The 21,742-nt window shown below is 50.9% G+C and carries 14 protein-coding genes and 1 pseudogene; 11 read left to right on the forward strand and 4 right to left on the reverse strand.

Going from position 1 to position 21,742, the window contains the following annotated elements; translation table 11 throughout:
* From ftsK to EHN13_RS13135, 9 genes and pseudogenes are all read left to right on the forward strand, one after another.
* Positions 1–1,657: pseudogene (gene ftsK, locus EHN13_RS13095) on the forward strand (DNA translocase FtsK); the annotation flags it as partial.
* Positions 1,658–1,768: 111 nt separating this feature from the next.
* Positions 1,769–2,380, forward strand: coding sequence for an outer membrane lipoprotein periplasmic chaperone LolA (lolA, locus tag EHN13_RS13100; RefSeq protein ID WP_003831898.1), 612 nt, complete (start codon positions 1,769–1,771; stop codon positions 2,378–2,380).
* 10 nt (positions 2,381–2,390) lie between these two features.
* Positions 2,391–3,734, forward strand: a complete 1,344-nt coding sequence (rarA, locus tag EHN13_RS13105; RefSeq protein WP_048212145.1) for a replication-associated recombination protein RarA — start codon at positions 2,391–2,393, stop codon at positions 3,732–3,734.
* 92 nt (positions 3,735–3,826) lie between these two features.
* Positions 3,827–5,119: a serine--tRNA ligase gene (serS, locus tag EHN13_RS13110; RefSeq protein WP_003836908.1), complete on the forward strand. Its 1,293-nt coding sequence runs from the start codon at positions 3,827–3,829 to the stop codon at positions 5,117–5,119.
* Positions 5,120–5,355: 236 nt separating this feature from the next.
* A complete protein-coding gene (gene dmsA, locus EHN13_RS13115; protein ID WP_124021523.1) occupies positions 5,356–7,800 on the forward strand; it encodes a dimethylsulfoxide reductase subunit A in 2,445 nt (814 codons plus the stop codon).
* A gap of 10 nt (positions 7,801–7,810) precedes the next feature.
* Positions 7,811–8,428 (forward strand): DMSO/selenate family reductase complex B subunit, encoded by a 618-nt coding sequence (locus tag EHN13_RS13120; RefSeq protein WP_005123570.1) that lies wholly within the window; start codon positions 7,811–7,813, stop codon positions 8,426–8,428.
* 1 nt (position 8,429) lies between these two features.
* Positions 8,430–9,293: a dimethyl sulfoxide reductase anchor subunit family protein gene (locus tag EHN13_RS13125; protein ID WP_048212144.1), complete on the forward strand. Its 864-nt coding sequence runs from the start codon at positions 8,430–8,432 to the stop codon at positions 9,291–9,293.
* A 331-nt stretch (positions 9,294–9,624) separates the two neighbouring features.
* Positions 9,625–10,773, forward strand: coding sequence for an MFS transporter (locus EHN13_RS13130; protein WP_005123568.1), 1,149 nt, complete (start codon positions 9,625–9,627; stop codon positions 10,771–10,773).
* 216 nt (positions 10,774–10,989) lie between these two features.
* A complete protein-coding gene (locus EHN13_RS13135; protein ID WP_124021524.1) occupies positions 10,990–12,411 on the forward strand; it encodes an amino acid permease in 1,422 nt (473 codons plus the stop codon).
* Between the two features lie 43 nt (positions 12,412–12,454).
* Here the strand turns inward: EHN13_RS13135 and pflA are convergent, their stop codons facing one another.
* The 4 genes from pflA to ycaO all read right to left on the reverse strand — a co-directional run bounded on the left by pflA (position 12,455) and on the right by ycaO (position 18,745).
* Entirely contained in the window at positions 12,455–13,195 is a 741-nt protein-coding gene (pflA, locus tag EHN13_RS13140; RefSeq protein ID WP_003035751.1) for a pyruvate formate lyase 1-activating protein, read from the reverse strand.
* Positions 13,196–13,380: 185 nt separating this feature from the next.
* On the reverse strand, positions 13,381–15,663 hold the full coding sequence (gene pflB / locus EHN13_RS13145; protein ID WP_048212143.1) for a formate C-acetyltransferase: 2,283 nt from the start codon (positions 15,661–15,663) through the stop codon (positions 13,381–13,383).
* Positions 15,664–15,722: 59 nt separating this feature from the next.
* Positions 15,723–16,580, reverse strand: coding sequence for a formate transporter FocA (gene focA / locus EHN13_RS13150; protein ID WP_003831909.1), 858 nt, complete (start codon positions 16,578–16,580; stop codon positions 15,723–15,725).
* 404 nt (positions 16,581–16,984) lie between these two features.
* Positions 16,985–18,745, reverse strand: coding sequence for a 30S ribosomal protein S12 methylthiotransferase accessory factor YcaO (gene ycaO / locus EHN13_RS13155; protein WP_124021525.1), 1,761 nt, complete (start codon positions 18,743–18,745; stop codon positions 16,985–16,987).
* Between the two features lie 445 nt (positions 18,746–19,190).
* On the opposite strand from ycaO, the gene serC reads away from it, so the two are divergent.
* Positions 19,191–20,279 carry a 3-phosphoserine/phosphohydroxythreonine transaminase gene (gene serC, locus EHN13_RS13165; RefSeq protein WP_115602308.1) on the forward strand — a complete coding sequence of 363 codons (1,089 nt, stop codon included), beginning with the start codon at positions 19,191–19,193 and terminating at the stop codon, positions 20,277–20,279.
* A gap of 69 nt (positions 20,280–20,348) precedes the next feature.
* The gene (gene aroA, locus EHN13_RS13170; RefSeq protein ID WP_124021527.1) at positions 20,349–21,632 is read left to right on the forward strand and encodes a 3-phosphoshikimate 1-carboxyvinyltransferase; all 1,284 of its coding nucleotides are present in this window, start codon (positions 20,349–20,351) and stop codon (positions 21,630–21,632) included.
* Positions 21,633–21,742: the final 110 nt, after the last annotated feature.

Raw genomic sequence — 21,742 nt, forward strand, 5'->3', positions numbered from 1 at the left:
TCAGCAGCCGCCGCAGCCTGTCGCACCGCAGCAGCATTATCAGCAGCCGCCGCAGCCTGTTGCACCGCAGCAGCACTATCAGCAGCCGCCACAGCCTGTCACACCGCCGCCGCAGGAAAGCCTGATCCATCCGTTATTGATGCGTAATGGCGACAGCCGCCCTGTACAGCGTCCGACGACACTGCTGCCATCGCTGGATCTGCTCACCCCACCACCGGCGGAAGTTGAGCCAATAGATACATTCGCGCTGGAGCAAATGGCGCGTCTGGTGGAAGCGCGTCTGGCTGATTTCCGTATTAAAGCCGATGTGGTGAACTACTCGCCCGGACCGGTGATTACCCGTTTTGAGCTAAATCTGGCACCGGGTGTTAAAGCTGCGCGTATTTCTAACCTTTCCCGAGATCTGGCGCGCTCGCTATCAACCGCAGCAGTTCGTGTAGTGGAGGTTATTCCAGGTAAACCGTATGTCGGACTGGAGTTACCGAACAAAAAACGCCAGACCGTCTATCTGCGTGAAGTACTGGATAACGCGAAATTCCGTGATAATCCGTCACCGCTTACTGTCGTTCTCGGCAAGGACATTGCTGGTGAACCTGTGACTGCCGATTTGGCCAAGATGCCGCATCTGTTGGTGGCAGGTACCACGGGGTCGGGTAAATCTGTTGGGGTCAACGCCATGATCCTCAGCATGCTCTACAAGGCGCAGCCGGAAGATGTTCGCTTTATCATGATCGACCCGAAAATGCTCGAGCTGTCGGTTTATGAAGGTATCCCGCATCTGCTGACTGAAGTCGTTACGGATATGAAAGACGCAGCCAATGCCTTGCGCTGGAGCGTTAATGAAATGGAACGCCGCTATAAGCTGATGTCAGCGCTGGGAGTGCGTAACCTTGCGGGCTACAACGAGAAGATTGCGGAAGCAGATCGTATGGGACGTCCAATCCCGGATCCGTACTGGAAACCAGGCGATAGCATGGATGTCACCCATCCGGTGCTGAAAAAAGAGCCGTATATTGTGGTTCTGGTCGATGAATTTGCTGACCTGATGATGACTGTCGGTAAAAAAGTGGAAGAACTGATTGCCCGTCTGGCGCAAAAAGCGCGTGCGGCAGGTATCCACCTGGTGCTGGCAACCCAGCGTCCGTCGGTTGACGTTATCACTGGGCTTATCAAAGCAAATATCCCGACGCGTATAGCGTTTACTGTGTCGAGTAAGATTGACTCTCGTACCATTCTTGATCAGGGGGGGGCTGAATCCCTGCTAGGCATGGGTGATATGCTCTATTCTGCGCCAAACTCAACGATTCCAGTGCGTGTACATGGTGCTTTTGTGCGCGATGAGGAAGTTCACGCGGTCGTGCAGGACTGGAAAGCGCGTGGTCGTCCACAGTACGTGGAAGGCATCACCTCAGACACCGAGAGTGAAGGTGGTGGTGGTGGTTTTGACGGTGGGGAAGAGCTGGATCCGCTGTTCGATCAGGCGGTGAATTTTGTTACCCAGAAGCGCAAAGCCTCCATCTCAGGCGTCCAGCGCCAGTTCCGCATTGGCTATAACCGTGCGGCGCGCATCATTGAACAGATGGAAGCGCAGGGAATTGTCAGTGAGCAGGGACATAATGGCAATCGTGAAGTGCTGGCTCCACCGCCCTTTGATTGATTGCAAAGTTAAGTAATTCAGTATTTTCTACTTTCCTCATGCTGATTTTTGGCCTGAAATGGATAGCAGAAGGAGCTCCCCGTTGGGAGTGACGTATTTTGAGGAATAACGATGAAAAGAATCGCAATCACCTGTGCATTACTGTCGAGCTTTGTGGTGAGCAGCGTTTGGGCTGACGCCGCTAGCGACCTGAAAAGCCGTCTGGATAAAGTCAGCAGCTTCCACGCCAGTTTTACCCAGAAGGTAACGGATGGTAGCGGCGCAGCGGTGCAGGAAGGCCAGGGTGATTTATGGGTTAAACGTCCGAATCTGTTTAACTGGCATATGACACAGCCTGACGAAAGCATCCTGGTTTCCGATGGGAAAACGCTGTGGTTCTTTAACCCGTTTGTTGAACAGGCGACGGCGACCTGGCTGAAAGACGCCACGGGCAATACGCCGTTCATGCTGATCGCGCGTAACCAGGCCAGCGACTGGCAGCAGTACAACATTAAGCAAAACGGCGATGATTTCGTGCTGACACCTAAAACCAGCAGCGGTAACCTGAAGCAGTTTACGATCAATGTTGGGCGTGACGGGACGATCCACCAGTTTAGCGCCGTTGAACAAGACGATCAGCGCAGCAGCTATCAGCTGAAATCTCAGCAGAATGGTGCGATCGAACCTTCCAAATTCACCTTTACCCCGCCGCAAGGTGTAACGGTTGACGATCAACGTAAGTAGAGGCGTGTGAGTGAGCAATCTGTCGCTCGACTTTTCTGATAATACTTTTCAGCCACTGGCCGCGCGTATGCGGCCAGAAAATTTAGCGCAGTATATCGGCCAGCAGCATCTGCTGGCTGCGGGCAAACCTTTGCCACGTGCTATTGAGGCCGGGCACCTGCACTCCATGATTTTATGGGGGCCGCCGGGGACGGGCAAAACCACGCTTGCCGAAGTGATTGCCCGTTACGCCAACGCCGATGTTGAACGTATTTCGGCGGTTACGTCTGGTGTAAAAGAAATTCGTGAAGCGATTGAGCGTGCGCGTCAGAACCGTAACGCTGGCCGGCGTACGATCCTGTTTGTGGACGAAGTTCACCGTTTTAATAAAAGCCAACAGGATGCGTTTTTACCGCATATTGAAGACGGTACCATCACGTTTATTGGCGCGACCACTGAAAACCCCTCGTTTGAGCTGAACTCGGCGCTGCTGTCACGCGCACGCGTTTACTTACTGAAATCATTAACCACCGACGATATTGAACAGGTGCTGGACCAGGCGATGTCAGACAAAGCGCGGGGTTACGGCGGCCAGGATATCGTACTGCCGCCGGAGACGCGTCGGGCGATTGCCGAACTGGTTAATGGTGATGCGCGCCGGGCGCTGAATACGCTGGAAATGATGGCCGATATGGCCGAAGTTGATGATTCCGGCAAGCGCGTATTGAAAGCAGAGTTGCTCACTGAAATTGCTGGTGAACGCAGCGCGCGTTTCGATAATAAAGGCGATCGTTTTTACGATCTCATCTCCGCATTACACAAGTCAGTTCGCGGAAGCGCTCCGGATGCGGCGCTTTATTGGTATGCGCGTATCATCACCGCTGGCGGCGATCCGCTGTACGTTGCCCGTCGTTGTCTGGCGATTGCCTCTGAAGATGTAGGCAATGCCGATCCTCGCGCCATGCAGGTGGCGATTTCCGCATGGGATTGCTTTACCCGCGTGGGGCCAGCGGAAGGTGAACGCGCGATTGCTCAGGCGATTGTTTATCTGGCCTGTGCGCCGAAGAGTAATGCGGTTTACACCGCCTTTAAAGCCGCGCTGGCTGATGCCCGGGAACGTCCGGATTACGACGTGCCTGTCCACCTGCGTAATGCGCCGACGAAGCTGATGAAAGAGATGGGCTACGGTCAGGAATATCGTTACGCTCATGATGAGCCAAATGCCTATGCTGCCGGAGAAGAGTACTTCCCGCAGGAAATGGCACAAACGCGCTATTATCACCCGACAAACAGAGGTCTTGAAGGCAAGATTGGCGAAAAGCTCGCCTGGCTCGCCGGACAGGATCAAAATAGCCCTATAAAACGCTACCGTTAGTGTTATCGTTGCGGTAATGTTGTCGATGTATCCCTGTGACCGCAGGCTGTGGTCACTTTCTCCTATTTTAATTCGATAAGCACAGGATAAGCATGCTCGATCCCAATCTGCTGCGTAATGAGCCAGACGCAGTCGCAGAAAAACTGGCAAGCCGGGGCTTTAAGCTGGATGTAGATAAGCTGCGCGCTCTTGAAGAGCGTCGTAAAGTTCTGCAGGTACAAACTGAAAACCTGCAGGCAGAGCGTAACTCTCGATCGAAATCCATCGGCCAGGCAAAAGCGCGCGGGGAAGATATCGAGTCTTTACGTCTGGAAGTGAACAAACTGGGCGAAGAGCTGGATGCCGCGAAAGCTGAACTTGATACCTTACAGGCCGAGATCCGCGATATTGCGCTGACCATTCCTAACCTGCCAGCGGACGAAGTTCCGGTGGGTAAAGATGAAAATGACAACGTTGAAGTCAGCCGCTGGGGTACACCGCGCGAGTTCGATTTCGAAGTGCGCGATCACGTTACCTTGGGTGAAATGCACACGGGTCTTGATTTCGCCGCTGCGGTTAAACTGACCGGCTCTCGTTTTGTTGTCATGAAAGGGCAGATCGCGCGTATGCACCGTGCGCTGTCTCAGTTTATGCTGGATCTGCACACTGAGCAGCATGGTTACAGCGAAAACTACGTCCCGTATCTGGTTAACCATGACACGCTGTACGGCACTGGCCAACTGCCGAAATTTGCTGGTGACTTGTTCCATACGCGTCCGCTGGATGAAGAAGCTGACAGCAGCAACTATGCGCTGATCCCAACGGCGGAAGTGCCGCTGACCAACCTGGTACGCGACGAAATCATCGACGAAGATGCGCTGCCGATCAAAATGACTGCGCATACGCCGTGCTTCCGTTCCGAAGCGGGTTCTTACGGTCGTGACACTCGTGGTCTGATCCGTATGCACCAGTTCGATAAAGTCGAGATGGTGCAGATTGTTCGTCCGGAAGATTCGATGGACGCGCTGGAAGAGATGACCGGCCATGCTGAGAAGGTCCTGCAACTGCTGGGGCTGCCGTATCGCAAGATCATCCTGTGCACAGGCGACATGGGCTTCGGCGCATGCAAAACCTACGATCTGGAAGTGTGGATCCCTGCACAGAATACCTATCGTGAAATTTCCTCCTGCTCCAATGTGTGGGATTTCCAGGCTCGTCGCATGCAGGCGCGTTGTCGTAGCAAATCTGACAAGAAAACACGTTTAGTGCATACACTGAACGGCTCTGGTCTGGCAGTGGGACGTACGCTGGTTGCCGTTATGGAAAACTACCAGCAAGCTGATGGCCGTATTCAGGTACCGGAAGTATTACGTCCGTACATGAATGGCCTGGAATTCATCGGTTAAGTCATTTTTCCTTGCTAAAAAAGCGCCTCAGGGCGCTTTTTTTACGCCCGTTTGATGCCGGACAATAACCCTTACTCCATTAGTGGTAATACTGCCTTCGAATGAAAGTCAGTATTTATCTCTGTCTTTGCATAAATTCGATATATAACGGTCTGTATAACGATAGTATCGATATATAAACGACTATACAACGAACATTCCCTTTTTGTTTATTGTGAGCAGCAGAGTGAGCCACTATGAAAACTAAGATCCCCGATGCCGTACTGGCAGCTGAGGTTAGTCGCCGCGGTCTGGTGAAAACGACGGCGATAGGCGGACTGGCGGTGGCCAGTAGCGCGTTTACCCTGCCATTTACCCGTATCGCAAATGCCGCAGAAGCCCTCAATCCAACACAGATTAATGAGAAAGTGATCTGGAGCGCGTGTACGGTGAACTGTGGTAGCCGCTGTCCGCTGCGTATGCATGTGGTAGACGGTGAAATAAAGTATGTCGAAACCGACAACACCGGTGATGACAACTATGACGGTCTGCACCAGGTACGCGCCTGTCTGCGTGGGCGCTCTATGCGCCGTCGCGTCTATAATCCCGATCGTCTGAAATACCCAATGAAGCGTGTCGGCAAACGCGGCGAAGGTAAATTTGAGCGCATCAGTTGGGATGAAGCCTACGATATCATCGCCAGCAATATGCAGCGTCTGATTAAAGACTACGGTAACGAGTCTATCTATCTGAACTACGGTACCGGCACGCTGGGCGGCACGATGACGCGCTCATGGCCGCCGGGTAAAACGCTGGTGGCACGTTTAATGAACTGTTGCGGCGGTTACCTGAACCACTATGGGGATTATTCTTCTGCGCAAATCGCGGCAGGACTGAACTATACCTATGGCGGATGGGCTGACGGTAACAGCCCGTCTGACATTGAAAACAGTAAGCTCGTTGTCCTGTTTGGTAATAACCCAGGCGAAACTCGTATGAGCGGTGGTGGGGTGACCTACTACCTTGAACAGGCGCGGCAGAAATCTAATGCCCGCATGATCATAATCGATCCCCGCTACACGGATACCGGTGCGGGACGCGAAGATGAATGGATTCCCATTCGACCGGGTACAGATGCAGCGCTGGTTAACGGTATTGCCTATGTATTGATCAGCGAGAATATGGTTGATCAACCGTTCCTCGATAAGTACTGCGTGGGCTATGACGAAAAAACCCTCCCGGCGGGCGCGCCGAAGAACGGTCATTATAAGGCGTATATTCTCGGTCAGGGTAAAGACGGTATCGCGAAGACCCCGGAATGGGCCGCGCAGATAACCGGTATTCCTGCTGATCGAATTGTTAAGTTGGCGCGTGAAATTGGTAGCGCGAAACCCGCCTACATTAGCCAGGGTTGGGGGCCGCAGCGTCACGCCAACGGTGAGATTGCGACCCGTGCCATTTCGATGTTGGCCATTCTGACCGGCAACGTTGGTATTAACGGCGGCAACAGCGGTGCACGTGAGGGATCATACGATTTACCGTTTGAGCGTATGCCAACGCTGGAAAACCCCGTCGAAACCAGTATCTCAATGTTTATGTGGACGGATGCGATTGAGCGTGGTCCGGAAATGACGGCGCTGCGCGACGGTGTTCGTGGTAAGGATAAGCTCGATGTTCCGATTAAGATGATCTGGAACTATGCCGGTAACTGCTTGATTAACCAGCACTCTGATATCAACCGCACGCATGAAATCCTGCAGGATGATAAGAAGTGTGAAATGATCGTCGTTATTGATTGTCATATGACCTCCTCGGCGAAATATGCCGATATTCTGCTGCCGGACTGCACGGCCTCTGAGCAGATGGACTTCGCGCTGGATGCATCTTGCGGGAATATGTCCTACGTGATTTTCACCGATCAGGCGATCAAACCACGCTTTGAATGCAAGACTATCTACCAAATGACCAGCGAGCTGGCGAAACGCCTTGGCGTCGAGCAACAGTTCACGGAAGGCCGTACTCAGGAAGAGTGGATGCGTCATCTGTATGAACAGTCGCGCAAGGCTATACCGGAACTGCCGACATTTGAAGAGTTCCGTAAGCAGGGCATCTTTAAGCAGCGTGATCCTGAAGGACATCACGTGGCGTATAAAGCATTTCGTGAGGACCCCAAAGCCAATCCGCTTACCACGCCGTCAGGTAAGATTGAAATTTATTCTCAAGCGCTGGCAGAAATCGCTGCAATCTGGGAACTGCCGGAAGGCGATGTGATCGATCCATTACCGATTTATACACCGGGCTTTGAAAGCTTAAACGATCCACTGGTGGAAAAATTCCCTCTGCAATTAACGGGCTTCCATTATAAATCTCGCGTCCACTCGACCTATGGCAACGTTGACGTTCTGAAAGCGTCCTGTCGCCAGGAAATGTGGATTAACCCGATGGATGCACAACGCCGTGGTATTAACAACGGTGACAAGGTACGTATCTTTAACGACCGTGGCGAAGTGCATATTGAGGCTAAAGTTACCCCACGTATGATGCCTGGCGTTGTAGCGCTGGGTGAGGGCGCCTGGTATGACCCGGATGTGAAACGTGTGGATCAGGGCGGTTGTATTAACGTGCTGACGACCCAGCGACCTTCTCCTCTCGCTAAGGGGAACCCATCACATACGAACCTTGTTCAGGTTGAAAAGGTGTAAGGAGTAACCGATGACAACCCAGTATGGATTTTTTATTGATTCCAGCCGTTGCACCGGTTGCAAAACTTGCGAACTGGCCTGCAAAGACTTCAAAAATTTAACGCCTGACGTCAGTTTCCGCCGTATTTACGAATACGCTGGCGGTGACTGGCAGGAAGATAACGGTGTCTGGCACCAGAACGTTTTCGCCTACTACCTCTCCATTGCGTGCAACCACTGTGAAGACCCGGCCTGTACCAAGGTGTGTCCAAGCGGCGCGATGCACAAACGTGAAGATGGTTTTGTGGTCGTGGATGAAGACGTGTGCATTGGCTGTCGCTATTGCCACATGGCCTGCCCGTATGGCGCGCCGCAATACAATGCCGCCAAAGGACACATGACCAAGTGCGATGGCTGTCATGAACGCGTTGCTGAGGGTAAGAAACCCATCTGTGTCGAATCCTGCCCGTTGCGTGCGCTGGACTTCGGCCCGATAGAGGAACTGCGTAAAAAACACGGCACCCTGGCCGCGGTTGCGCCGCTCCCTGGCGCGCACTTTACCAAACCGAGTATCGTCATCAAACCAAATGCCAATAGCCGCCCGACCGGGGATACCACGGGTTATCTGGCTAATCCGAAGGAGGTGTAAGATGGGAAGTGGATGGCATGAATGGCCGCTGATGATCTTCACTGTTTTCGGGCAGTGTGTTGTGGGTGGCTTTATCGTTCTGGCGCTGGCGCTGATGAAAGGGGACTTACGCCCTGATTCACAACAGCGTGTGATTGCCTGCATGTTTGGCCTGTGGGTATTGATGGGCATCGGTTTTATTGCTTCCATGCTTCATCTGGGCTCACCGATGCGGGCGTTTAACTCCCTCAACCGTGTCGGTTCTTCCGCGCTAAGTAACGAAATCGCCAGCGGCTCGATCTTCTTTGCCGTTGGTGGTATTGGCTGGTTACTGGCGGTGTTGAAAAAAATGTCACCAGCATTACGCAATCTGTGGTTAGTTCTCACCATGGTGCTGGGCGTAGTTTTTGTCTGGATGATGGTGCGCGTATATAACACTATTGATACGGTGCCTACCTGGTATAGTGTCTGGACGCCGGTTGGGTTCTTCCTGACGTTGTTCATGGGAGGTCCGCTGCTGGGATATCTGCTATTACGCGTTGCCGGAATTGACGGCTGGGCGATGCGACTGCTGCCTGCTATTTCAGTGCTTGCTCTGGTTGTGAGCGGCATCATGTCCGTGATGCAGGGCGCCGAGCTGGCGACAATCCACAGCTCAATTCAGCAGGCATCTGCGCTGGTGCCCGATTACGGTTCGCTGATGGCATGGCGGATTGTGGCACTGGCTTTAGCGTTGTGCTGCTGGATTGTTCCGCAGGTGAAAGGTTACCAGCCGGCAATACCGCTGCTTTCCGTCGCGTTTATTCTGCTGTTAGTCGGTGAGCTGATTGGCCGCGGCGTGTTCTATGGTCTGCATATGACGGTCGGCATGGCGGTCGCCAGCTAACCTGAAAATGCCGAATGGCATCGCGCTTGTCCGGCCTACACATTACAGTACTGAACGTGTAGGTCGGATAAGGCGTTAATATGGTCATCCCACAAATAAAAGATGCCTATTATCCATGAATTTTTTCGACTGAACGTAGCGGGGCAATTTTGTTTTAGATCAATTAAAACAAATAGATGTATTTTCCCATTTTTTATCAATCCGCATTAAGAATCAGTAATACGAATCGATCCCCCTGAAAGCGCCTCAGGCCCCTGATTGCGCCGATTGACAATGTTTTTTGCAGTGGCATGATGCGCATGAAATTTGAACTTCCTCACGGTTTTTATTCATGTCCACCTATACCCGTCCCGTTATGCTATTGCTGTGCGGGCTGCTTCTGTTGACCCTGGCGATCGCCGTGTTAAACACGCTCGTCCCGCTTTGGCTCGCCCATGAAAATCTGCCAACCTGGCAGGTAGGAGTGGTCAGTTCGTCCTATTTCACCGGAAATCTGGTTGGGACGTTACTGACCGGGTACTTAATTAAACACCTCGGTTTTAACCGCAGCTATTACATAGCCTCGCTTATTTTTGCTGCGGGCTGTGTCGGACTGGGCGTCATGGTAGGTTTTTGGAGCTGGATGACCTGGCGTTTTATTGCGGGTATCGGTTGTGCCATGATCTGGGTGGTGGTGGAAAGTGCGTTGATGTGCAGCGGGACGTCGCGTAACCGTGGACGCTTACTTGCCGCCTATATGATGGTCTATTACGTAGGGACGTTTTTAGGACAATTATTGGTCAGTAAAGTCTCGACAGAATTAATGAATGTTCTGCCGTGGGTGACCGGCACTATCCTTGCCGGAGTATTACCGTTGCTCTTTACCCGCATTGTGAATCAGCAGGGTGATGAACAACAGTCAACCCCCATTGTCTCTATGCTGAAGCTTCGCCAGGCGCGTCTGGGCGTGAATGGCTGCATTATTTCCGGGATTGTGCTGGGGTCGCTGTATGGCCTGATGCCGCTGTACCTCAACCATCAGGGTGTCAGCAATGCCAGCATTGGTTTCTGGATGGCGGTACTGGTCAGTGCAGGTATTCTGGGACAATGGCCAATTGGTCGTCTGGCCGATAAGTTAGGTCGCTTGCTGGTTTTGCGCGTTCAGGTCTTTGTGGTGATCGTCGGGAGTATCGCTATGCTGAATCAGGCGGCAATGGCACCTGCATTGTTTATGCTGGGCGCGGCAGGTTTCACCCTTTATCCGGTTGCGATGGCCTGGGCCTGCGAGAAAGTAGAACATCATCAGTTGGTCGCTATGAACCAGGCATTGTTATTAAGCTATACCGTGGGTAGCCTGCTTGGGCCGTCATTTACCGCCATGCTGATGCAAAATTATTCTGACAGTTTACTGTTTATCATGATTGCCAGCGTATCGTTTATTTATTTACTGATGCTGCTGCGTAAGACAGGGCATACACCGAATTCTGTGGCGCATATCTGATTTGATTTAACAGGATAAAAACAGGTTCCCATACATGTTGTTTATGTATACTTTATGGGAGCCTGTTTTATTTAATCATCGCTATTCTTTCCTGAAAATAAAATGTGCAGAAGATTATAGTTTTACATTCTGCCGTTTCCGCTTGGCCATTTTACCGCGCATAATCCCTCGCTTCATTTATTGATTATCAAAAATAGCGTCTACGAAGGATCGCCAATGGCAAGTGTGCAGGAAAAACAATTGCGGTGGTACAACATCGCATTGATGTCTTTTATTACCGTATGGGGATTCGGCAACGTTGTAAACAACTATGCTAATCAGGGATTGGTGGTTGTTTCTTCATGGATATTTATTTTCGCCCTCTATTTTATCCCTTATGCACTGATTGTCGGACAACTTGGCTCCACGTTTAAAGACGGTAAGGGTGGGGTTAGTACATGGATTAAACACACAATGGGACCGGGACTGGCTTATCTCGCAGCGTGGACCTATTGGGTGGTGCATATCCCTTATCTGGCGCAAAAGCCACAGGCTATTCTGATTGCGCTGGGATGGGCTCTGAAAGGCGATGGTTCGCTGATTAAAGAGTATACCGTGGTGGCGTTGCAGGGGCTGACGTTAGCGCTGTTTGTCTTTTTCATGTGGGTTGCATCCCGTGGCATGAAATCGCTTAAAATCGTTGGATCGGTTGCGGGGATCGCGATGTTTGTGATGTCCATTCTGTATGTCGTAATGGCCGTCACCGCCCCGGCGATTACTGATGTGCAAATCGCCACAACCAATATCACCTGGGAATCTTTTATCCCGCACATCGATTTTACCTATATCACAACGATCTCGATGCTGGTCTTTGCGGTCGGTGGCGCGGAGAAAATCTCTCCATACGTTAACCAGACGCGTAACCCTGGCAAAGAGTTCCCGAAAGGGATGTTAGTTCTGGCGGTTATGGTGGCGGTGTGCGCGATCCTGGGTTCTCTGGCAATGGGGATGATGTTTGACTCTCAGCATATTCCTGATGACTTAATGACTAATGGCCAGTATTACGCTTTCCAGAAACTCGGGGAGTATTACGGCATGGGTAACACATTGATGGTTATTTATGCAGTTGCCAACACGTTAGGTCAAATTGCGGCTTTGGTGTTTTCTATTGATGCTCCGCTTAAAGTTTTACTGGGCGATGCTGATCGCAAATATATCCCTGAAAGCCTGTGTAAAACCAATGCCTCTGGTACACCGGTGAATGGCTATATTCTGACACTGGTGCTGGTGGCCATTTTGATTATGTTGCCAACGCTGGGTATCGGAGACATGAACAATTTGTATAAATGGCTACTGAATTTGAATTCAGTGGTGATGCCTCTGCGCTATCTGTGGGTGTTTGTGGCATTTATTGCCGTTATTCGTTTGGCGCAGAAATATAAACCGGAATATGTCTTCATTCGTAACCGCTCTCTGGCGATGACGGTGGGAATTTGGTGTTTTGCGTTTACTGCGTTTGCTTGCATCACGGGGATCTTTCCGAAAATGGAAGCCTTTACTCCAGAGTGGACATTCCAGCTCACGTTGAACATTGTGACGCCGTTTGTGCTGGTTGGGCTGGGATTGATTTTCCCGCTGCTGGCAAGAAGAGGGCGTTAAGGGGAAATGTGGTGGGTAACAGGCTCGTTACCCACCACAAAGCTTAGTACATCACTTTGTGACCATACTGCTCAAGGATACCTTTCACGCGCTCCATGGTCTCTTTTTTCGGCGGCTTCACGCCGTCGAGTTTGTACTCTTCACCCATTGCCACCCATTTGTGTTTGCCAAGTTCGTGGTATGGCAGCAGTTCAATTTTTTCGACATTGCCCATATCACGGGTAAACTCGCCCAAACGGTGTGCTGAATCATCATCATCGGACCAGCCAGGCACGACAACGTAGCGGATCCACACTTTGATGTCTTTGTTAGACAGGTAACGAGCGAACTCCAGCGTACGATGGTTAGATACGCCGACCAGGTTCTGGTGGATCTCGTCGTTCATCTGTTTCAGATCGAGCATCACCAGGTCGGTGACTTCCAGCAGTTCATCAATCACTGGATCGTAACGGCGAACAAAACCGTTAGTATCAAGACAGGTATGAATCCCTTCTTTTTTACAGGCACGGAACCAGTCACGGACGAATTCAGCCTGGAGAATGGCCTCTCCGCCGGATGCCGTTACGCCACCACCGGATGCGTTCATAAAGTGACGATAGGTCACGACTTCTTTCATTAATTCATCGACGGTGACTTCTTTACCGCCGTGCGTATCCCATGTGTCACGGTTGTGGCAGTACAGGCAGCGCATCAGGCAGCCCTGGAAGAAGGTAATAAAACGGATGCCCGGGCCATCTACAGTGCCACAGGATTCAAAGGAGTGAATGCGACCAATAACTGACATTGCGGTGTTTCTCCAGGTGTGGCCCATCCGGGGCCAGTGTTAGTGCACAGTTATTAACTGTGTCGAGTCTGTTTTGGCTGATATCCATAAGTATAGATAGCTGACAAAGCAGGCTATTAAAAAGGCCCCACTTACGTGGAGCCTTTATTGTACGCTTTTTAAAGTACGATTTCAGTCAAAACCAATTACATGGTCTGAGTGAAGGTACGAGTAATAACGTCCTGCTGCTGTTCTTTAGTCAGGGAGTTAAAACGTACTGCGTAGCCAGAAACACGGATGGTCAGCTGCGGATATTTTTCCGGATGTTCCATCGCGTCCAGCAGCATTTCACGGTTCATGACGTTCACGTTCAGGTGCTGACCACCTTCGATGGACGCTTCATGGTGGAAGTAACCATCCATCAGACCAGCCAGGTTGGTCTTACGAACTTCGTCGTCTTTACCCAGTGCGTTCGGAACGATAGAGAAGGTGTAAGAGATACCATCTTTAGCGTAAGCAAACGGCAGTTTAGCAACAGAAGTCAGAGAGGCAACGGCACCTTTCTGGTCACGACCGTGCATTGGGTTAGCACCTGGGCCGAACGGTGCGCCAGCACGGCGACCATCTGGGGTGTTACCAGTTTTCTTACCATAAACCACGTTAGAGGTGATGGTCAGAACAGACTGAGTCGGGATAGCGTTACGATAAGTAGTCAGTTTCTGAATTTTCTTCATGAAACGTTCTACCAGGTCAACCGCCATGTCATCAACGCGAGAGTCGTTGTTACCAAACTGCGGGTATTCGCCTTCGATTTCGAAGTCGATAGCCAGACCGTCTTCGTCACGAATCGGTTTAACTTTCGCATATTTGATTGCAGACAGGGAGTCAGCAGCAACGGACAGACCAGCGATACCACACGCCATGGTGCGGATAACGTCACGGTCGTGCAGCGCCATCAGAGAGGCTTCGTAGCTGTACTTGTCGTGCATGTAGTGAATAACGTTCAGTGCAGTGACGTACTGTTTAGCCAGCCAGTCCATGAAGTGATCCATGCGGTCCATAACTTCGTCGAAGTTCAGAACGTCGCCTTTGATCGGTTCAGATTTAGGACCAACCTGCATTTTCAGTTTTTCATCAACGCCACCGTTGATTGCGTACAGCATGGTTTTCGCCAGGTTTGCACGCGCACCGAAGAACTGCATTTGTTTACCAACAACCATCGGGCTTACGCAGCAAGCGATAGCGTAGTCATCGTTGTTGAAGTCCGGACGCATCAGGTCATCGTTCTCGTACTGCAGAGAAGAGGTGTCGATGGACACTTTAGCGGCGAATTTCTTGAAGTTCAGAGGCAGTTTTTCAGACCACAGAACAGTGATGTTCGGCTCCGGAGAAGGACCCATGGTGTACAGGGTGTTCAGGAAGCGGAAGCTGTTTTTGGTAACCAGAGTACGGCCATCAACGCCCATACCACCGATTGATTCAGTTGCCCAAATCGGGTCACCGGAGAACAGTTCATCATATTCAGGAGTACGCAGGAAGCGAACCATACGCAGTTTCATGACCAGGTGGTCGATCATTTCCTGTGCGTCTTGCTCGGTGATTTTGCCTGCTTTGATATCACGTTCGATGTAAGCATCCAGGAAGGTGGATACGCGACCGAAGGACATTGCTGCGCCGTTCTGAGATTTAACCGCGGCCAGGTAGCCGAAGTAAGTCCACTGGATAGCTTCCTGAGCGTTGGTAGCCGGACCAGAGATATCGCAGCCATATTTAGCAGCCATTTCTTTGATCTGACCCAGAGCGCGGTGCTGTTCAGCAATTTCTTCACGCAGACGGATAGTTGCTTCCAGGTTTACGCCATTTTCCAGATCGGACTGCAGAGAGACGAACTGAGCGTATTTGTCTTTCATCAGGTAGTCGATACCGTACAGCGCAACGCGACGGTAGTCACCGATGATACGGCCACGGCCATAGGCATCTGGCAGACCAGTCAGAACACCGGATTTACGGCAGTTCAGAATGTCTTTGGTATAAACATCGAATACACCCTGGTTGTGGGTTTTACGGTATTCGGTGAAGATTTTTTTCAGCATCGGGTCCAGTTCGCGATTGTACGCTTTGCAGGAACCTTCAACCATTTTGATACCGCCAAACGGGATAATCGCACGTTTCAGCGGAGCTTCAGTTTGCAGACCAACAATTTTCTCAAGTGCTTTGTTGATGTAGCCAGCGTCGTGAGAAGTGATGGTAGAAGCAACGGAGGTGTCAAAGTCAACAGGCGCGTGAGTGCGGTTTTCCTGTTTAACGCCTTCCATTACGCTGTCCCACAGTGCAGTGGTCGCTTCAGTTGCGCCAGCCAGGAAGGACTCGTCACCCTCATACGGAGTGTAGTTTTTCTGAATGAAGTCACGGACGTTTACTTCATTCTGCCAATCACCTTTGGTAAAACCTTCCCAGGCTGTGGCTAACTTTTCATTAAGCTCGGACATGTAACACCTACCTTCTTAAGTGGATTTTTTATTTACTGCGTGTAATGAGCATCAACAGATTAATGATGATCGTTACCACGCAGGTAAATGACCCAGTATGTCAACCCGACCAACAAACCGCCGCCGATAATGTTACCGATCGTAACCGGAATCAGGTTATCGGTGATGAAATTCATCACGGTCAGGTGAGAAAAATTCTCCGGAGAAGAACCGACAGCGGTCCAGAATTCCGGGGTGGCGAAATCGCGTATTACGATACCCATAGGGATCATAAACATGTTTGCGATACTGTGCTCAAAACCGCTGGCAACAAACATTGCGACCGGTAATACCATGATAAACGCTTTGTCCATCAGGCTGCGGCCAGAGTAGCTCATCCATACCGCCAGGCACACCATTAGGTTAGCCAGAATACCAAGGCTTACAGCTTCAACAAAAGTATGGTGCACTTTGTGGTCGGCAGTTTGCAGGACGTTGAGTCCCCACGCGCCGTTGGCGGTCATATACTCGCCAGAAAGCCACATGAGTAACACAAAAATCAGCGCACCAATCAGGTTACCGACATAAACGTTAAGCCAGTTCTTCGCTAACTGACCCCAGGTAATACGACCACTGGCTTTAGCGACGACAATCAGTACGGTTGAAGTGAAGAGGTCAGCGCCGCAGACAACGCAAAGGATCAGCCCCAGGGAAAAGCAGATACCACCCACCAGCTTTGCCATGCCGAAAGGCATTGTGCCGGTACCGGTTGTGGCAGTGATATAGAAAACAAAGGCAATTGAAATGAACACACCGGCAGTAATTGCCAGATAGAACGTCTTAAGCGGATGTTTCGTTGCTTTATAGACGCCTGCTTCTTCGGCAACTTTGGCCATAGCAGCAGGAAGTATAAGATCAAAAGGGTTGTCAGCTTTCACACTAACTCTCTCTTTATTAAGTCGGCGACGAGATACTAACAAAGCATTATAGATGAGAATTTGATATAGATCATATCTCGCCTGGCTTATAGGCCCGTAAGACGCATGGTTTTTATGCAATTACGGTGTAACTTGTTGATTATCCATGTAAAAATAAATTTTAAAAATTATAAAGTGAGTTGAAATTTTTCTTTATACCTCCAGTCGGACGGTTAATTAAAATGGAGTAATTGAGATAAATAGCGATATTAATAAACCAAAAATTTTAATATCAACTACTAATATTTAACCTTGTTTTTACATTTATTTTTGAGTACACAAAAATAAAAAAACAGGGCGCTTAGAGCGCCCCGTAATATAGCCCAGACAATACGTTTAGCCTACTCAACGCGGGCTGTTTGCCACTATTTTGACCAGTGTGCTGCTTTCGCGCGTTGCAGCTTCTCATAGGCTTTCAGCAGAGACTGATGTGCCGGGAAAGCCCGCAGATCGCTATCAACCGTTTGTAATCCGTAGAATGGCGCTTCTCCGCTCATTGCTGCACTTGCTGCTTCAACTGCCTCTGCACCGTACATACGAACAAATGCGTTAAGATACTGCAGCGGCTGACGATCTTCTTCCTGAGAGAGCAGCAGCAGAGTTTGCAGGCAACGGTAATAGTTTGCGCGTTCAGCACTAAAGACGGATGCATTAAATTCCATTGTCCATTCCGTCCAGATCAGTGCCTGCTCAAGGTCACCGCCCGCCAGAGCCAGCATTACTTTGAGCTCGCCAATGCGCAGGGTATACCAGCCATTATCTGCACCGGTCGCCAAACCCAGCAGCTCACGTACGCGAGTGAAGTCGTCAAATCCTTCTTCATCCAGCTGTGCGAGCAGGTTGAGGTAGTCATCTTTTTCCCATTCGCTGCCTGGCAGAGAGAGAATGGTCTCACGCAGGTGCGCTCCCATGCTGTTGTTGGCTAACCACAAATCTTCTGCAGGGTAGATGTCAGACATGCCCGGGACGATAATGCGGCAAGCGTAAACGCTCAGATGCTCGTAGTCGGCTATGTAGACTTCCTTATCTTCCGCTTTGAAGATGGCCATCAGGGTTGCGAACTCTTCTTCCGTTGTGCCGGAGAAATTCCAGTCAACGAACGGGTAATCGGCATCTTGCTTGAACAGATCCCAGGAGATCAGACCGCTGGAATCGATGAAGTGCGTTTCGAGGTTAGTGTGCTCAGCCACTTCTTCATCGTCGAAGGTTGGGGGAGTGAAGACATCAAGATCTTTCAGGCCACGGCCCTGCAACAGTTCAGTGACGGTACGCTCCAGTGCAACACCGAAATCCGGGTGCGCGCCGAAAGAGGCAAAACAGGTACCGTTAGCAGGGTTGAACAGTACAACGCAGATAACCGGGTATTTGCCGCCCAGCGAGCCGTCGTATGCGAAGATTGGGAATCCTTCGGCTTCCAGCTTTGCAATGGATTCAACGACTGCCGGGTAACGCGCCATCACTTCGGCCGGAATTTCCGGCAGGCTGATGCTTTCCGCGATAATGCGGTTTTTCACATAGCGCTCAAAAACTTCAGACAGCCCCTGAACGCGGGCTTCATTCGGTGTGTTACCCGCAGACATACCGTTAGATACGTACAGATTACCGATAATGTTCATCGGAATGTAAACGGTCTGATTATCTGACTGACGGGTAAACGGCAGGCCGCAAACGCCGCGTTCTTCATTGCCGGATTGTAGATCGATAAGCATGCTACCGGTCAGTTCATTGTCTGGATCGTAGAATGCACGCAGACGCGCATCCAGCAAACCTTCAGGTACGTCATCATCTTCTGTCAGTGGGAACCATTTTTCGTTCGGGTAATGTACGAACGGGCCGTTAGCGATGGTGTCGCCCAGCCAGAAATCCGCAAAGAAGTAATTCGTGGACAGACGCTCAAAATATTCGCCCAGTGCGGAGGCCAGCGCCGCTTTTTTCGTCGCACCTTTACCGTTGGTAAAGCACAGCGCGCATTCTTTGTCGCGAATATGCACAGACCAGACGTTAGGAACGGGATTCAACCACGAGGCTTCTTCAATTTGAAAACCGAGGTCGAGTAATTTTTGCTGGAAGCGAGCGATGGAATCTTCCAGTGCGGCATCTTTGCCGGGGATAAATGTTTGCGTCATGAAAATCACTTTTGTCGTACGGAAAGCGCGCAATGATACGGGTTTTCAATGAATGGCGCTATCGCCGCCCGAGCCTCGGCGTAAATAAAGCATTTGATTCACACCGTAGCGTGTTCAGTCGAATGTCTGCGGACTATCTGCTGAAGGGAAGGGGGCTTCTTTCTTTATATATCTCTGCGCTATGCAAAACCAGAATGGTCGAAGGTTGGCTGGGCCAAATGCGCCTCCTGATAGCGAAAATCTCGGTTTTTATCCGTCAATCCGATAGATTCTTTTGTGTGATGCACCGCTCATTTTTGCCCTGGCCAGTTTTACCCATTGCGGCGCGTGTCACTGAATGATAAAACCGATATCCACAGGAATAACTTATACCCAATGTCTGTCACAGGAATTATCGTAAACGACAGGATGTTGATCGGATAACAACACAACGTGGTGAGGGGAAATGGCTCAGGTCTTTAATTTTAGTTCAGGTCCGGCAATGCTACCGGCAGAAGTACTTAAACTGGCTCAACAGGATCTTCGCGACTGGAACGGTCTTGGCACGTCGGTGATGGAAATTAGCCACCGTGGCAAAGAGTTCATCCAGGTCGCAGAGGAAGCGGAGCAGGATTTTCGCGATCTTCTCAGTATCCCCTCCAACTATAAAGTGTTGTTCTGTCATGGCGGTGGCCGTGGGCAGTTTGCGGGTATCCCATTAAATATTCTGGGTGACAAAACCACGGCGGATTACGTCGATGCCGGTTACTGGGCCGCCAGTGCAATTAAAGAAGCGAAAAAGTACTGCACGCCAAATGTTATCGACGCCAAAGTCACCGTTGACGGACTGCGTGCTGTTAAACCGATGAGTGAATGGCAGCTTTCTGACAATGCGGCGTATCTGCACTATTGTCCGAACGAAACCATCGACGGTATCGCGATTGATGAAACGCCGAATTTTGCCAGCAACGTGGTGGTTACGGCGGATCTGTCCTCGACCATTCTTTCCGCACCGCTTGACGTTAGTCGTTATGGCGTAATTTACGCCGGGGCGCAGAAAAACATCGGCCCGGCCGGGCTGACCATTGTCATCGTACGTGAAGATTTGCTGGGTAAGGCTCATATGTCCTGCCCGTCAATCCTCGACTATACCGTGCTGAATGACAACGACTCCATGTTCAATACGCCACCGACCTTTGCCTGGTATCTGTCTGGCCTGGTTTTTAAATGGCTGAAAGAGCAGGGCGGTGTTAACGCGATGGATAAAATTAACCAGCAAAAAGCGGAACTGTTGTACGGCGTGATTGATAACAGCGATTTCTACCGCAACGATGTGGCGAAATCGAACCGTTCACGCATGAACGTCCCGTTCCAGTTGGCTGACAGCGCGCTGGATAAACTTTTCCTGGAAGAGTCGTTTGCTGCCGGTCTGCATGCACTGAAGGGACATCGTGTAGTTGGCGGAATGCGGGCTTCAATCTATAACGCTATGCCGCTGGAAGGCGTAAAAGCACTGACCGATTTCATGGTCGATTTCGAGCGCCGCCGCGGCTAATCTGCTGTACTTTTCATCCCCACAGCCAGCCTGTGGGGTTTTTCTGTCTGTTTTTGAGAGTTGAGTTTCATGGAATCCCTGACGTTACAACCCATTGCGCGGGTGGATGGCACCATCAATCTGCCTGGATCCAAAAGTGTTTCTAACCGCGCTTTGCTGCTGGCTGCATTAGCAAATGGCACCACTGTCCTGACCAACCTGCTGGACAGCGATGATGTCCGCCATATGCTTAATGCTCTGAATGCGTTAGGGATTAGCTATACCCTTTCTGCCGATCGCACGCGTTGCGAGATAATCGGTAACGGCGGCACGCTGCATGCAGAAGGCGCTGTAGAGCTGTTCCTTGGCAATGCCGGAACCGCAATGCGCCCGCTGGCCGCAGCGCTGTGCCTGGGCAGCAATGACATCGTGCTGACGGGCGAACCGCGCATGAAAGAGCGCCCGATTGGTCATCTGGTTGATGCGTTACGCCAGGGCGGAGCCAACATTGAATACCTGGAGCAGGAAAATTATCCGCCTCTACGTCTGCGCGGTGGTTTCACCGGAGGGCAAGTTGAGGTAGACGGCAGCGTATCCAGCCAGTTCCTCACTGCATTGCTGATGACTGCGCCGCTGGCGCCGCAGGACACGACGATCGCCATTAAAGGTGAGCTGGTATCCAAACCTTACATTGATATCACACTGAACCTGATGAAAACGTTTGGTGTTGAAATTGAGAATCAGAACTACCAGCGCTTTGTCGTGCAGGGCAACCAACAGTACCAGTCTCCGGGCGCCTATCTGGTAGAAGGCGACGCTTCATCGGCCTCGTATTTTCTTGCGGCTGGCGCGATCAAAGGCGGTACGGTGAAGGTTACCGGGATTGGGCGTCATAGCATGCAGGGTGATATTCGCTTTGCTGATGTGCTGGAAAAAATGGGCGCGACCGTGACATGGGGCGATGATTTTATTGCCTGTACTCGCGGTGAGTTGAACGCTGTCGATATGGACATGAACCATATTCCTGATGCGGCAATGACCATTGCGACCGCCGCGTTGTTTGCAAAGGGCACAACGACTTTACGGAACATTTACAACTGGCGCGTCAAAGAGACCGACCGTCTGTTTGCGATGGCAACGGAGTTGCGGAAAGTGGGCGCGGAAGTTGAAGAGGGGCATGATTTTATCCGTATCACTCCACCGGTTAAGCTGCAGTTTGCGGATATTGCGACCTATAACGATCACCGTATGGCGATGTGTTTCTCGCTGGTGGCGTTGTCTGACACGCCGGTAACCATTCTGGACCCTAAATGCACCGCCAAAACCTTCCCGGATTATTTCGAACAGTTGGCCCGTATTAGTACTCCTGCCTGATCCTCACGAAACGCCGGTCCCTGGACTGGCGTTTTGGTGTCCGTAACCGCACTGTTTTTACGCTTACAACTAATGCTAATTTGTTGATGATTTAACTTATTTATTTGTTT

Origin of the sequence: Citrobacter youngae (assembly GCF_003818115.1) — a bacterium.
In the GTDB taxonomy this organism is placed as follows: domain Bacteria; phylum Pseudomonadota; class Gammaproteobacteria; order Enterobacterales; family Enterobacteriaceae; genus Citrobacter; species Citrobacter youngae.

What these genes read in the sequence shown, in the direction of transcription:
- lolA (WP_003831898.1), top strand. Translation starts at nt 1,769, where the DNA reads ATGAAAAGAATCGCAATCACCTGTGCATTACTGTCGAGCTTTGTGGTG.
- serS (WP_003836908.1), top strand. Translation starts at nt 3,827, where the DNA reads ATGCTCGATCCCAATCTGCTGCGTAATGAGCCAGACGCAGTCGCAGAA.
- dmsA (WP_124021523.1), top strand. Translation starts at nt 5,356, where the DNA reads ATGAAAACTAAGATCCCCGATGCCGTACTGGCAGCTGAGGTTAGTCGC.
- EHN13_RS13120 (WP_005123570.1), top strand. Translation starts at nt 7,811, where the DNA reads ATGACAACCCAGTATGGATTTTTTATTGATTCCAGCCGTTGCACCGGT.
- EHN13_RS13125 (WP_048212144.1), top strand. Translation starts at nt 8,430, where the DNA reads ATGGGAAGTGGATGGCATGAATGGCCGCTGATGATCTTCACTGTTTTC.
- EHN13_RS13130 (WP_005123568.1), top strand. Translation starts at nt 9,625, where the DNA reads ATGTCCACCTATACCCGTCCCGTTATGCTATTGCTGTGCGGGCTGCTT.
- EHN13_RS13135 (WP_124021524.1), top strand. Translation starts at nt 10,990, where the DNA reads ATGGCAAGTGTGCAGGAAAAACAATTGCGGTGGTACAACATCGCATTG.
- pflA (WP_003035751.1), bottom strand. Translation starts at nt 13,195, where the DNA reads ATGTCAGTTATTGGTCGCATTCACTCCTTTGAATCCTGTGGCACTGTA.
- pflB (WP_048212143.1), bottom strand. Translation starts at nt 15,663, where the DNA reads ATGTCCGAGCTTAATGAAAAGTTAGCCACAGCCTGGGAAGGTTTTACC.
- ycaO (WP_124021525.1), bottom strand. Translation starts at nt 18,745, where the DNA reads ATGACGCAAACATTTATCCCCGGCAAAGATGCCGCACTGGAAGATTCC.
- serC (WP_115602308.1), top strand. Translation starts at nt 19,191, where the DNA reads ATGGCTCAGGTCTTTAATTTTAGTTCAGGTCCGGCAATGCTACCGGCA.
- aroA (WP_124021527.1), top strand. Translation starts at nt 20,349, where the DNA reads ATGGAATCCCTGACGTTACAACCCATTGCGCGGGTGGATGGCACCATC.